The organism is Sulfurimonas sp., from assembly GCF_050296975.1.
Taxonomy (GTDB): Bacteria; Campylobacterota; Campylobacteria; order Campylobacterales; family Sulfurimonadaceae; genus Sulfurimonas.
On record NZ_JBNKRX010000012.1, the window covers coordinates 41,952 to 55,465 of the forward strand.

Annotated in this window: 13 protein-coding genes; 6 read left to right on the plus strand and 7 right to left on the minus strand. The window is 34.5% G+C overall.

Translation table 11 applies throughout. The annotated features are described in order from the left end of the window. The first annotated feature begins 23 nt into the window (after positions 1–23). Positions 24–1,829: a flagellar assembly protein A gene (locus ACQY56_RS03685; RefSeq protein ID WP_428738991.1), complete on the plus strand. Its 1,806-nt coding sequence runs from the start codon at positions 24–26 to the stop codon at positions 1,827–1,829. Here ACQY56_RS03685 and ACQY56_RS03690 read toward each other — a convergent pair. From ACQY56_RS03690 to ACQY56_RS03705, 4 genes are all read right to left on the minus strand, one after another. Continuing rightward, positions 1,826–3,241 (minus strand): aldehyde dehydrogenase family protein, encoded by a 1,416-nt coding sequence (locus tag ACQY56_RS03690; protein WP_428738990.1) that lies wholly within the window; start codon positions 3,239–3,241, stop codon positions 1,826–1,828. The two genes, ACQY56_RS03685 and ACQY56_RS03690, sit on opposite strands and share 4 nt — an antisense overlap. Positions 3,242–3,320: 79 nt before the next feature. Next, positions 3,321–3,902, minus strand: a complete 582-nt coding sequence (locus ACQY56_RS03695) for a hypothetical protein (RefSeq protein WP_428738989.1) — start codon at positions 3,900–3,902, stop codon at positions 3,321–3,323. A gap of 151 nt (positions 3,903–4,053) precedes the next feature. Beyond that, complete coding sequence (locus ACQY56_RS03700; protein ID WP_428738988.1) at positions 4,054–4,437, minus strand: cytochrome C; 384 nt, start codon at positions 4,435–4,437, stop codon at positions 4,054–4,056. Between the two features lie 54 nt (positions 4,438–4,491). Beyond that, entirely contained in the window at positions 4,492–4,821 is a 330-nt protein-coding gene (locus tag ACQY56_RS03705; protein ID WP_428738987.1) for a YraN family protein, read from the minus strand. A gap of 84 nt (positions 4,822–4,905) precedes the next feature. On the opposite strand from ACQY56_RS03705, the gene ACQY56_RS03710 reads away from it, so the two are divergent. Together ACQY56_RS03710 and ACQY56_RS03715 are read left to right on the plus strand one after the other, a co-directional pair. Further along, positions 4,906–5,154 carry a hypothetical protein gene (locus tag ACQY56_RS03710; RefSeq protein WP_428738986.1) on the plus strand — a complete coding sequence of 83 codons (249 nt, stop codon included), beginning with the start codon at positions 4,906–4,908 and terminating at the stop codon, positions 5,152–5,154. Continuing rightward, on the plus strand, positions 5,151–5,390 hold the full coding sequence (locus ACQY56_RS03715) for a type II toxin-antitoxin system RelE family toxin (RefSeq protein WP_428738985.1): 240 nt from the start codon (positions 5,151–5,153) through the stop codon (positions 5,388–5,390). Before ACQY56_RS03710 ends, ACQY56_RS03715 begins: the two co-directional genes overlap by 4 nt. 7 nt (positions 5,391–5,397) lie before the next feature. Here the strand turns inward: ACQY56_RS03715 and ACQY56_RS03720 are convergent, their stop codons facing one another. Beyond that, entirely contained in the window at positions 5,398–7,467 is a 2,070-nt protein-coding gene (locus tag ACQY56_RS03720) for a molybdopterin oxidoreductase family protein (RefSeq protein WP_428739010.1), read from the minus strand. A gap of 167 nt (positions 7,468–7,634) precedes the next feature. Then, positions 7,635–9,692 carry a LamG-like jellyroll fold domain-containing protein gene (locus ACQY56_RS03725; RefSeq protein ID WP_428738984.1) on the minus strand — a complete coding sequence of 686 codons (2,058 nt, stop codon included), beginning with the start codon at positions 9,690–9,692 and terminating at the stop codon, positions 7,635–7,637. Between the two features lie 130 nt (positions 9,693–9,822). Between ACQY56_RS03725 and ACQY56_RS03730 the strand changes: the two genes are divergently transcribed. From ACQY56_RS03730 to ACQY56_RS03740, 3 genes are read left to right on the plus strand one after another with little or no spacing between them, the layout of a single operon-like run. Then, a complete protein-coding gene (locus ACQY56_RS03730) occupies positions 9,823–10,917 on the plus strand; it encodes a cache domain-containing protein (RefSeq protein ID WP_428738983.1) in 1,095 nt (364 codons plus the stop codon). After that, positions 10,914–11,570 carry a response regulator transcription factor gene (locus ACQY56_RS03735; RefSeq protein WP_428738982.1) on the plus strand — a complete coding sequence of 219 codons (657 nt, stop codon included), beginning with the start codon at positions 10,914–10,916 and terminating at the stop codon, positions 11,568–11,570. Before ACQY56_RS03730 ends, ACQY56_RS03735 begins: the two co-directional genes overlap by 4 nt. Beyond that, entirely contained in the window at positions 11,557–12,723 is a 1,167-nt protein-coding gene (locus ACQY56_RS03740; protein ID WP_428738981.1) for a sensor histidine kinase, read from the plus strand. Before ACQY56_RS03735 ends, ACQY56_RS03740 begins: the two co-directional genes overlap by 14 nt. Here ACQY56_RS03740 and ACQY56_RS03745 read toward each other — a convergent pair. Continuing rightward, complete coding sequence (locus tag ACQY56_RS03745; protein ID WP_428743724.1) at positions 12,720–13,514, minus strand: tetratricopeptide repeat protein; 795 nt, start codon at positions 13,512–13,514, stop codon at positions 12,720–12,722. The two genes, ACQY56_RS03740 and ACQY56_RS03745, sit on opposite strands and share 4 nt — an antisense overlap.

The window sequence follows — 13,514 nt, forward strand, 5'->3', positions numbered from 1 at the left end:
TTTTTTTCGCTATCATCTTAAGTATGATTTCTTTTAAACCTTTTAGTAAAAAAACTGTTTCAGTACCTAAAACATTTCAAGTATTTTCTAAAGATAAAAATATTAACATAAAAAGTATTGATTTTACACTTGTATCTTATGAAACATTCATAAGACGTAAAGGTGTTAGTGAAGATATAATTTTAAAAGATACAACTACAATTCAACCAGATATTTTACTCAGTCCAGATGCAAGAGTATACCAACGTTATGAGATCAACATTTTCCCATCAGAACTTGATATAAGTACTTACAATATATCACTCTCTTCAAATGTAAAAAAAACAAAAATGATAGCTACAATAGCAGCTGGAACTGTTTTTTCTTCCGATAAAAACTTAGAAAAAAACCTAAAAGATTTCATCTGGAAAAAAAAGCTTTTATCTGGTTTTTTAATAGGTGTTTTTGAGGAAGAATTTGAAAAACAACTCAAAAAACTTTTAGAGATTTTACCCTATGGGAAAAAACTTCCAAAAGATATAAAGTTTGTAGTCGCTCAAGGGATTGAACCTATAGAGTGTGTCCACTCAGAGATAGAAAAAGTTTATCTTTATAAGAAACAAAACGAACGAAACTACATCGATGGAGTCGAGCTAGGTGAACTTATTTTACGTTATCAAAAGCACAAAAATGGTCTTGGTGGACGCTCTTGTGAAGGGAAATATTTAGACCCAGGTAAACCAACTATTTTAAAAGTACCAAAAACCGATAAAACTATACAAATAAAAGAGGATGAACACTACATAGAGTTCTATGCAAATGAGAGTGGTTATGTGTCGTATGAAAATGACTTTTTATCTATATCTAAAACACTCAAACTAGAGAGTGCTACTTTTAAAACCACAGGTGATCTCGATGCTGGAGAGCTTAATGATGAGATAAGTGTTACAATTGAGCACTCTAAAGGGACTTATGAAGATGCAATTGGCGGTGGGTTGAAAATAGATGTGAAAGGACTTAGCTCAAATGGAAGTATCGGTTCAAATACTCAGATTTCAGCATGTGAACTTAGCCTTGAAGCACAAACACATAAAAAATCCTCCCTAGCAATCAAAAACAAAGCAAACATTAAACTCCATCGTGGCGATCTTTTAGCAAATGAAGCCCAAATTGAAGTACTTGAAACAGGTAAAGTCAAAGCACATAAAACAGTTCATGTAAAAAAAATGATTGGTGGAGAGATAATAGCTCCAAAAGTATATATAGATGAACTGGTCTCAAATGGGAAAATAACCGCTTCTGAACTTATAGAGATCAAAAGTATAAGTGGAGATCACAACACACTTATAATCAATCCAAATCAGATAGAAGGGTATCACCAAGCAAAAGAGCAACTCCAAAGAGATATCTTACAAAGAAAAAAAAACTATCAAGAGGATCAAAAAACTTTTGAATCAAAACTACAAGAACACAATGAACAGATACAAAGGATGCAGACATTTCAAAGACGTGTCAATGAAGCAAAAATATCTGGCAAAACACCTATGAAACAAGATATTTTACGCATCAAAGAGTATAAAAGAAAATCTGAAACATTCACACAGCAACAACAAAAACTCTTAGATGAAAAAAAAGAGTTAGAGATGTTAGAGTTACAACTTACTAATCTTCTTGAACAAGACCTTCATGCCAAGATAATAACAAACTCTCTATACGATGGTCATACTAAAGTAATCTTTATTAACCCTATGGATGCTACAGAGATATCTCTACTTCCACATGGACAAGCAAAAACAATCACTTTAGAACTTGATAAAAATGGTCAAAGAGTTATAAAAACAACTGCTTAGGCAATCACAACAGACTTAATCTCAGTCATCTCTTCTATAGCAAAACGCGGACCTTCACGTCCTACACCGCTAAGTTTTACACCACCATAAGGCTGAATATCAAAACGAAGTGTCGGCATATCATTTATAACTATCCCTCCAGCTTCAAGCTCATCTATAGCACGATTTGTAAGACTTAGATCATTTGTGAAAATTGAGAATTGTAAACCATAAGGAGAGTTATTCATACGAGGCAGTGCATCATCAAACCCGTTTACACGCACAAGTGAAACAATTGGAGCAAAAACCTCTTCACACACTATAGCCATATCATCATTGACTTCCGTCATCACACAAGGGTAAAATAATCTCCCTTCACGATGCGGAGGCAGTGCAGGTACAGCTCCCTCTTCTATAGCAGACTCTACCCAGTTCATAGCTCTTTCACACGCTTCATCGTTAATGAGTGGTCCCATAAAAGTATCATCATCATAAGGGCTACCAACTTTGAGTTTTTGCGTTTCCTCTGCCATCAACTGTGCGAACTCATCATATACCGCATCATCAACATAGATACGTTGCAATGAAATGCACACCTGCCCAGAGTTTACGAAAGCACCTAATGCACAACGCTGTGCCGCAAGAGCTAAATCTGCACTTTTATCTATAAATGTTGCTGCATTTCCACCAAGTTCAAGTCCAACTTTTTTGATACCTGCATTTTTTGTAATGATCTCCCCAACAGGTACACTTCCAGTAAAACTAACTACGCGTGGAATATCAGAAGTGATCAAAGCACTTCCAACCTCAGCATCGCCATAAACAACACTTAAAGCATCCTCTATAGCATACTTACTCTCTATAAATAGTTTTGCAAATTTGTACGCAGTTAGTGGTGCTTCTGGAGTTGGTTTAAGCACAACTGCATTTCCAGCCACAAGTGCAGGTCCAAGTTTATGTGCAACTAAGTTCAGAGGAAAGTTAAATGGAGTGATCGCAACTACAACACCAACTGGCTCACGACGAAAAAAGCTCAGTGTTTTTTTACCGCTTGGCATCGCGTCTGTGTTGATAGTTTCTCCATGCATTGTACGCATAGTTTCAGCACAAAGCGTTAAAGTTTCAATACAGCGATCTACCTCTACACGGGCAAATGTGATAGGTTTTCCAACCTCATCTGTGATCGTTTTTGCTATGTCTTCTTTTTGCTCTTTTAATTTTGAGACAACATCAAGTATCCAGTTACATCTTTGAGAAAGTATTGAGAGTTTTGCGTATTTTGCAGCTTCTTGCGCGATCTGTAGTACTTTTTTTACATCAGATGCATCACACACAGGAGATTTGGAAACAACTGCACCATCATAAGGCGAGTGTTGCTCATTAAAAGTATCTTTTGTTGTGGCTTTTGAGCCAAAAAAAATCTTTGCTTCCATCTAATTCTCCATGTAATATAATGAGAAAATTATACCATCTTGGGAATTAAATGAAAGTAGACTAACTCATTTCTTTCAATTAGCTTTTCTTCTTCTCTTTTTTCAAAAACTGATAATCAATAGTCATTGTAAAAGTTTTTTTCTTTTGACATACAGGAAACTGATTTTGAATAGATTTGAAAAATTTTTCTGTATACTTTTTTAAATATACATCTTCATATTCCAATACTGTTATATCTACACCCTGATTATCTGGTAATATTTCAAAATAGACATTTACTTTCCCAGAAATATTCCTTTGTATAGCAACATCAGAGTATTTTATATTTTTTTGTATAACATCGCGTACTTTCTGAGCAAATTGTATATCTAGCTCTTTTTTCTTTAAAGCAATTAAATCTTTTGAAATAATGTTCAACTGAAGTGAATTATTATTGTCATCAACAACCGTAATATTCTCATCTTCTAATAGAGCAAATTTTTCCCATTTATTACTTTTTTCGTTCAGCTTATATAGTGCTCTTTTTCCATCTTTACTAAATTTTTTTTCAATTGCATAATAACTATAAATACGCTTTGATTCATCGTTTATCAAAGATGTGTTCATACTACAACCACTAATAAATAATACCGTTAAAAGCATATATACTATTTTTTTCAAACTTAGCTCCAATCAATGAGTTTATCGATCTTGTATATTATGAAATTTTTATTACATTAGTGTTAATTAAGTTTTTATGGGGATTAAAAAAGAAAAGATTTTAAATATTCACCAAAAATTTATAATTTTCAGTGAATACAAGTAAGGAAGATTACCAACCTCTAATTACAGTGTGACAAGCCACACAATCGTTAAGTACTTCACCATATTTTTCTGTAGCAGTTGTAAACTCATTATTTTCGATAGATTTTCTAAGTATTTTTAGATCATCACCTAAATTATTTGTAATATTTTTTGTTACAGTTACTTTTTTATTTTTTGGAATAAAAGTAGTAACATCTACAGTTTTAAAAATAGCATCAGAATTTTCTAATTTTGTTATACCCTCTAAGATGTCTTCTTTAGAGTTATACAAGAAACCTCTTTGTACTTGATTTAAGCCATTATCCATAAGTTGCATAGTAGCTGTAATAGTAATATCAGTTGCAAAAGCCGCTGCAGAAGTTAAAGCCAATGCCAACATAATTTTTTTCATTCTCTATCCTTAATAGTAACTTTTCTAAATACTACTACTTTAATAATTAAAACTTTATAAAGTTATATCTTCAACAAATACTACGTCACTTGGAGTTACAATTACAGCATCAAAAGTATAGTCGTTATCACAATTTTGTTTTTTTATATATGTTTGAGCAGTTTTTATAATGCGTGAGAGTTTTGTCGGAGTGATGTTATAAATGGCACTCTCATAATCATCTCCACTTTTGACTTCAACAAAATGAAGTACCTCTTCTTTCAAAGCAATGATGTCGATCTCACCAAAACGTGAGTAAAAATTTCGCTCGACAATCCCATAGCCATTTTCCGCCAAATAGCTACAAGCCCGATCTTCAGCAAAATTTCCTTTTTCTCTGCTCATTTATAATCCTTGGTGCTTATTATAGCTGAGTTTATAAAATTTATGTTACAATACATTTATACATTATTACATAAAGGAGTATTTATGCATAGATTAAATTTAACTATAGATGAAGCCTTATATGAACAAGTTAGAGCAGTAAGTTTTATAGAAAAAAAATCTATTTCACAAATGATTAGAGAAAGTTTGAGTGAATATATTGCAAAAAACTCAAAAACTAAACAACAAGCTGATTTGATACTAGAAGCTGATGATGAAAAAGAGATTTTAAATATATTGGCAAATGATGAATTTACTTCAAATGAAGATTTTAAAAATAAATTTAATTTATGAAGATAACTTACTCTAAAACATTTGAAAAAAAGTTTGCAAAATATGAAAGAAAGCTTCAAGAGAAAATATTTAACGCTATTGAAAACCTGCCAAATGGAGATGTCAAAAGATTAACAAGCAACGACATCCCTCCAATTTATAGAATGAGGGTATCAAAATACAGAATACTTTTTCACATGAATGAAGAGGAGATACAAATATTAAAAGTTGATAGTAGAGGCGATATTTACAAATAACCCCCTCTTAACAAAGAACAACCTCAACCTTGATCGACTTAAACGCAGCTGTTAAGATCAGCTCATCTCTTGCATCTCCAAAGAGGTTGTTGATCTTTGACTTTGCATGGTGGAAAGTCACAAACATCGTTTTTGGTTTGATCTTGTCTGTGATCTTTACGCTTAGCGGTGTTGTTTCTCCAAATTCACTTTTGAGTATCACTTTCTCGGTTGTAAAATGCTCTGCATCCGCTTCACTTACAAGAAGCGTATCTTCATCGTATCTGTCATTTAACTTATCTGAACGTTTTGTTTGTGCAGCATTGTTATAGTGTGCAAGTGTTCTTCCCGTTGTGAGGTAAAAGCCTGTGAGTTTGTTATCAAGTATCTCCTGCACCATATTGCGTGGTTCGTATTGTTTGTACTTGAAGTACCCGTAACCATCTTGTGTTCTAAAGTCCAGCTGGTGTAAGATCGGAGTATCTTCTGTGTGTACAGGCCATTGCAATCCACGTTTTCTATGACGCTCTAACCGAGAGTATTCAGCACCGCTAAAACGTCTGTACGCGACGCGACGTACTTCATCCCACACATCTTTTGAACTCTCATACGAAGCACTTCCACCCATTTTATTGTCGAGTATTTGTAGCACTTCCCAGTCATCTGGCAGATCAGATTGAACTAGTGGTTGTGAGAGATGCAAACGACGCATAGCATTTACATATACACCCGTTTTTTCGTATGCTGATTTTACACCCACAACTATGTCTGCTTTTTGCGCAATATCGGTCATAAAAAGCTCTTGAACAAAGATAAGCTCCAAGTTTTCAATTGCACGATTGACTTTATTGAGATTTGGATGGATGTGTGTTAAATCTTCTCCAACATTAAGCACTGCTTTAAGACGCCCTTCGATCATCTCATCTACAAGCTCTGGGGTCATAAGTCCTATCTCTTTTGGCTCTTGATAGTCTGGATCGTAGTATGGAAGCATCCCCATATCACAAGTTCCTTGAACATTATTTTGACCGCGTAATGGCATAAGTCCAGCCCCACTTTTTCCAACATTTCCTGTCATAAGGGCTAAATGTGTGATCGCCATTACAGCGTATGAGCCATCAAGATGTTCTGTAATGCCTAGTCCCCAAAATATCATAGACTTTTTCAGAGCATATTCACGAGCAACTTTACGGATCATTTTGCCCATGTGCTCATACCCCTCGATCTTGTTAAAAAAGTCTGGATTTGCGTATGGATCATTTAAGATTTTCTCTTTAAACTCCAAGAAACCTTTTGTACGCTCTGCTATGAAACTCTCATCATATAGCTCTTCATCGATGATAACGTATGCTAACATGTTAAGCACCATCAAATTTGACTCGTGAGGAATGATCCCTTTGTATTTTGCAAAACGATGCAGTTTGATCTCCCTGACATCAAACACAGCTAGATTATCATGTTCACGTGCAACGTCCAGTATGCGGTTTGCGATGATCGGGTGTGCTTCTGTTGTGTTTGAGCCGATCACGATCATAAACTCAACATTGTAGATGTCATTGTAAGGGTTTGTTGCAGCACCTTCACCGATCGTTGCACGCATACCTTTTAATGATGGAGAGTGACACACACGTGCACAGTTGTCTACGTGTGGAGAGTTTAGAGTATGGCGAGTAAATTTTTGAAACATATATGAAGACTCACAAGATGTTCTTGCCCCACCGATCGAAGCGACAGATTTGCGACCATATTTGTCTTGAATCTCTTTTAACTTCATAGCACAAGCAGTTGTCACACTGTCTAGATCAGTTTCATACCAAACATCATCAAGTTCAGTAAGTGAACCACTTACAACCTCTTTGATCGAAGGGTTTTTCTCTAAAAAAGATTTTTTAATGCGAGGAGTACGAAGTCTATCTTCAGCTTCTACGAAGTCATACCCATACTTCCCTTTTATACAGAGCTTTCCTTGCGAAACCACACCATCAGTATGTGCAAAAATCTTTACGATCTTATTTTGCGTAGTATCAACATTTGCCGCAATATCACATCCCACACCGCAGTATGTACATACGCTATCTATTGTTTCGATGTTATCCATTACCCATCTCTCCATATTTTGCTTCTTAACAGCTAGTAAAATTTTTAGGGTTAGTGCAGAGGCTCATGATCTAAGGGAGGATTTGTCCTCGGAACTAAGCCTAAAAATTTTGCGACAAACTAACAGGCAAAGTTTACCTTCCTTTGACTTAAAACAAATAAAAAAAACTAAGCTAAATTTGCAACCTCTAGCTCACTTAACGCACCATGATAAATATCAAAATCTTTTATAATACCATTGAAATACGGATCGCTTTCATATTGGGAACGACCTAGATAGTTTTGTGCCGTTTCTCCTAAACGAAATGGAGCACTCAACACTTCTGTATTGGAACCTACAGAGACACCATTTACGTAAAGTGTTAGTGTTGTTCCTTCTAAAGTAACTGCAACATGTACCCACTCTCCAGTAGGTAAAGTAGATGAGGCATTAACAATTTGTTCTGCGATACCGCTGTTTGTTGTTATGGCAAATCGCATAGTGTTCGTATTGCTTTTTGGTGTTAAAAACATATAGCGACCAGTTCCAGACCCGAAATCAAAAATACGTTGCCAATTATCTCCTCCATTCCAATACACCTTACAAACTATAGAAAAATCACCAAGATTACTCATAACCCCTTCTGACAAAATTTCATACTCATCTGTACCATTAAATGAGAATTCAGAGCTCCCTAAACTTGTGTAAAGCTCTACAGAAGTAACCACACTTAGCTCATTTGAAGCTTCACTCTCTACCCCTGATATTACTGCTTTAACAACATAATAGTATGTTCCAGATGAAACTGACGTATCTGTATAAGTTAAAAGATCACTAATCTCACTTGCTATAAGTGTATAATTTCCGCCAGAGCTTGTTGATCGGTAAAGATTATAACTTGTTGCATAAGCACTCCCCCACCACGAAAGAGTAACATTGCCACCACTTACATACGCACTCAAACCACTTGGAGGAAGCTTTGTAGTTATAGCATCTCGTGAAGCTGTAAGGGTAGTGTAACCTAGCTGATCATAACCACCACTATTTGGTCCATAATTTCCACCACCACCCTCTGGTTGTGTTGCTAACATATAACGTTTTGTATAGGGAGCTGCTAAGCCCTTACGATTGACATAATGATGATAGATGAGTGCCCATCCAGCACGAAGTGAACCTTGTGAGCCTGTAGCAAACTCCGTATGTGTCACATTTCCATTTGTGTAGGTGCTAAAAGGCATCGTATAGTATGTACTAGTAGTATCATCTATAAGATTACCTTTTGAAACATACTCAGCTGCGGCGAGTACGCGGTTATTTGCAAATCCATAAAGATCAACTCCTTGGTTCCAAGCCATCTCACATATAGTTGTTAAAAGCATAACACTCAATGTATTGTGCCCTTGATCACGTCCTGACTCTTGTGTCTGACCTAGATAACCATCATGGATATAATTTACAACATTATAAACACACCCATTACCTAGCCCATTTTTAAAGTACTCTATACCACCCTCAAACATCTCAGAATCATCACACACAACACCAGTAGCGATAATCGCTGCTATAGCACACAAATCCCAGTTAGAGTATGAACGTAAACTTGTAGGGGCACTGAGCAAACGACCATTCATAGGGTGAAACACCTCTCTCATCATCATTTGAAAACGTTGAAAATTTGTTGTACTCCATCCACTATAACTATGCATAATCTCAGCAGCATTAGCAAACTGATACCCTTGCAGTCCTGCTGCTAAAAACCCATCATGGTATCCATCACTCCAGCTTATTTTTGTCAAAACAGCTGACCATGCATCCATAATCTCAACAGCTTTATCAGCATAATCACTATCGCCTGATATCTTCCAGCGTAAGGCACAAGCATATGCTGCTGCTACATCATTAAAAAGTTTTGCTGAGTTATCTGCACCATTATTTGGATCATTTCGGTAAACAACACTTTGAGGAGATGGTGTATAACTCAAACTTGCATGAGTGTTTGTTATAAGGATATTCCAGCTATCTACCCATGGAGATTCATTCGCTAAAACTTTTGCTGCCATACGTTCAAAATCTTCTTGGGTATGAAGTAAACTAGGATGGGAAAACGTATAGGATGTAGTGCCACCACTTGATGAGGATCCAGCAGAAGAGGAACCACCTCCCCCTCCACATGCACTTAAGGCTAAAACACCCACACCATATAAAAACATCCTTCTTGAAATATCTGAAATCTCTATTTTATCCATATATATTGCTACCTTTATCACCCTTTATGAAATGTATTAAATCCTAAAGAAAATAAAATCATTATAAAATGTTTGTATAAAAATTTTTCCTCTCTTGCTTCTTTATAAGTATTCCTGATACAATACCCTCATGCAAAAAGTTTTTACTATACTCTTTAGTTTCGCCATCTTCATCATTTTAACTACATTTTTTTATTTTCAGTATGAAACTAAAGAGACAAAACTCAATAATATCTTCGATCAAATCACCTCTGAACTCAATGCCCAACTACGAACAAACCAAATGGACTCACTAGAATTAGCTCTTGTACTTTCTCAAAATAGTGCCCTTGTCAATGCTCTTGATAACGATGATGAAGATTTAGGGTATCAAATTCTCTCTCATACTACATCAAGCATCGAAAAATTTACACATAAAAATGTTCGTGCACAGGTAATCACTGCGGATTATCTTATCTTTGCTAGAAGCTGGGATACTGTCTATGCGGGGATGCCTTTGGGAGATTATAGAAATGATCTTGATTATTTTAAAACCCATTCAACACCCAGAACTTCCATAGAAGTAGGTAGGCGACTAGGATTTAAAGCAACTGTTCCTATCTATCTTCATGGAAATCTTTTAGGTTTTATGGAAGTGATCGATTTTTTTGAACCACTCACAGAACTCTTTCGTGCACAAGGGATTGATCTATATGTGTTGATGGATGATAAATACTTCAATACTGCTATTTTTATGCAAGAAAATATGACGATAAAAAAATATATAGTTGCAAATACAAACTATAACTCAAACCATATTGATGTACTCAAGTCTATAAATTTTAAACAACTCAAAGCTAATAGAATTGGCTTTACTAAAGGGAGACACCTCTTTTATGAGCCTATGAAAAATGGTGTTGGTGAAGTTATCGGTGCTTTTGTGTTTGTACTTCCAGATAAATATCTTGATTATTTTAATGACCCAGAAGATGATATATCTTTTTTAGTCAATGTAACAAGAAGTTCCCTTTATAAAGTTGAAAAAAGTAAACGCTACCATAATGATATGTTTGATGATTATACCCCTAAAGAACTCTTATTACTCCAAGAGGGTATTTCACAAGAAGATAGTAAAAAGTTAAATCAAGAGACTTATAAAAAACTAGACAACTACTCAAAAGATGAGTTGATACAACTCTTACTCCAAAAGAAAGTTATAAAAAGGATAAATGGGAAAATAAAATGAAAATTTTACTTTTAGAAGATGAATATGCTTTACGAATCAGTATCAAAGAGTTCCTTGAAGATATAGGCTATACGGTAGAATGTTTTATGGATGGGTTTGAAGCATATAGTGCTATCCATGAAAAAACTTATGAACTTTTGCTTTTAGATGTAAATGTCCCCTCAATGAGCGGTTTTTCATTGCTTGAAAACCTGCGCAAAGATGAGATCAAAATACCTACGATTTTTTTAACTTCTATGACAGATATCTCAAATGTAAAAAAAGGGTATGAGCGTGGATGTTGTGACTATATCCGTAAACCTTTTGATCTTGAAGAGTTGGAGCTTCGTATCAACCAAGCCTATAAAAGTTTTTATACAGATGATAGTGATCTTATAGACTTAGGTTACGATACTTTTTTCAATATGACAAAAGAGCAATTACTTATCAACAATGAAGAGATAATACTACGAAAAACCGAAAAAGACCTACTCAAAGTACTTATAAAAAATAAAAATGCAGTTGTTTCTGTAGAGATGTTTCAAGATGCAGTTTGGGGTGAATATGTTGAACCTGCAACTATAAGGGTACAGTTAAAAAACCTACGTCAAAAACTTCCAGATGGCATCATCACAAATAGAAGATCGTTAGGATACATCATTGAACGAAAATAGATATGCTATAAAAAATGCTTTGTTTTATACGACACTCATTACTATTATCCTTTTAGCACCTTTATTTGTATATCTCATATATATGAAAAACATATACTCAATCCAAAATGAGCTTTTTTTGCAAGAGAAATCTTTACTTATCATCAAGTCTATGGAGGAGTTCAACCAAAACGATGTTTATTTTGAATACCCAAGATTTAAAACATTGGAATCAGGACTATATGATGCAAGTTTAAAACCAATCTTTTCACTTATTGAGACTAAAATTCCAACATTTAAAAATGGTTACTATACAGATGGTTCAAGTGCATTTTTAACTATAAAACTGCCTCAAAGAAGATATTTTGGTGCAGATTATCTTGTGTTGACAAATACAATCTCATATGCACCTTTATATATGAAAGTTGCGATGATCCTTTTATCTATCGTTATTCTTGTATTTTTTCTGAGTATGCTTTTTTTAAATAGATTTGCTAAACCTTTCAAAGCTCTCAATGAACAACTTGATAACTTTATAAAAGATTCCATCCATGAGATTAATACTCCATTAGCGATTATAAACGTCAACATTGATCTTTATAATAGAAAACATGAACAAAATAAATATTTCCAGCGTATCAAAGCAGCAACGAAAGTGCTCTCAAACATCTATGATGATATGGACTACCTTATAAAATACAATAGAGTTGATTATGAAGATGAGAAAATCAACTTTAATAAGTTTATAAAAGAGCGAATAGAGTACTTCACAGATGTAGCAAAGATGAAGAACATAACTATCAATATGGAGTTACAAGAGGGTGTAGTTATTACAATGAATCCAAAAAAACTTCGTAAAATTGTTGATAACAATATCTCCAATGCTATCAAATACTCTTTTGAAGATAAAAGTATAAATATAAAACTCTACCTCAAAAATGGTGATTGTTATCTCAGTGTCATCGATTCTGGCATCGGGATCAAAAATGTAGATAAAATCTTTACACGCTACTATAGAGAAGATAAAAGCAAAGGTGGGTTTGGCATTGGTTTAAATATTGTTAAATCAATTATAGACGAATACAATATCACGCTAGAGATTGATTCTAAACCCAAAGTTGGCACTGTTTTTACTTACAAATTTCCAACTTCCATGCTTATTGCGGACAATTAAATCCCACCTTTATACTTTAACTTTTCAGGGATGATTTTTGAGTTTAGTTGGAGTTGATACCCTTTTTTTATATCTGTTTCAGAGATTTTCCACTTGTTTTTTAAAAAGTTTATAATTCTCTCTTTTTTATAGGGGTTGCCTATCATTGCTAGGTAGTATTGGGAAGCGTTTATGTTGTCTTTTTGTTGGTGGTAGTATAGGCGTCCTAAGTTTTTTAGACCTGCTGAATCTTCTTGCTTTATAGCTTTTTTATACCATTTTATGGCTTCTTTATAATTATGAAACTTAGTTTTATATAGAGATGCTAAGTTATTTGCAGCTTCTGTATGCCCTTGTTCAACTGCTAACTTATAGTATTTGATAGCTTTCGTATAGTTATTTAATTTAGTTTCATACAATAAAGCTAAATTAAATAATCCTTTATTATTATTTAATGCTATAACTTTCTTATACCAAATTTCTGCTTTTTTATACTCTTTTAGATCATCATATAAACACCCTAAATTATTCGCTACATCCACCCTATGCTCCATCGACCAAGCTTTTTTATACCAAACTTCCGCTTTTTTATAGTCTTTTATACGGTCTTGGTAGATAAAGCCTATATTATAAGCGGCTGCACTATCATCATTTGCCATCTGGTACCAGCTTTTTGCTCTTGGGTAGTCGTTAAGTCTTTGGTCGTATGGGGGTTTGGAGTACTCTAGGGCTTTTGTTGTCTCTGCATGAGTGCTTAGTGCTAGTATGAGTAGTGTGCTTAGGAGGAGTTTTATGGTTTTATGTAAGAACAC

Bases quoted from the DNA above. Each gene is read 5' to 3' on its own strand.
- ACQY56_RS03685 (WP_428738991.1), top strand. From the start codon at position 24: ATGATTTCTTTTAAACCTTTTAGTAAAAAAACTGTTTCAGTACCTAAA.
- ACQY56_RS03720 (WP_428739010.1), bottom strand. From the start codon at position 7,467: ATGGATAACATCGAAACAATAGATAGCGTATGTACATACTGCGGTGTG.
- ACQY56_RS03710 (WP_428738986.1), top strand. From the start codon at position 4,906: ATGCATAGATTAAATTTAACTATAGATGAAGCCTTATATGAACAAGTT.
- ACQY56_RS03735 (WP_428738982.1), top strand. From the start codon at position 10,914: ATGAAAATTTTACTTTTAGAAGATGAATATGCTTTACGAATCAGTATC.
- ACQY56_RS03700 (WP_428738988.1), bottom strand. From the start codon at position 4,437: ATGAAAAAAATTATGTTGGCATTGGCTTTAACTTCTGCAGCGGCTTTT.
- ACQY56_RS03715 (WP_428738985.1), top strand. From the start codon at position 5,151: ATGAAGATAACTTACTCTAAAACATTTGAAAAAAAGTTTGCAAAATAT.
- ACQY56_RS03705 (WP_428738987.1), bottom strand. From the start codon at position 4,821: ATGAGCAGAGAAAAAGGAAATTTTGCTGAAGATCGGGCTTGTAGCTAT.
- ACQY56_RS03730 (WP_428738983.1), top strand. From the start codon at position 9,823: ATGCAAAAAGTTTTTACTATACTCTTTAGTTTCGCCATCTTCATCATT.
- ACQY56_RS03725 (WP_428738984.1), bottom strand. From the start codon at position 9,692: ATGGATAAAATAGAGATTTCAGATATTTCAAGAAGGATGTTTTTATAT.
- ACQY56_RS03690 (WP_428738990.1), bottom strand. From the start codon at position 3,241: ATGGAAGCAAAGATTTTTTTTGGCTCAAAAGCCACAACAAAAGATACT.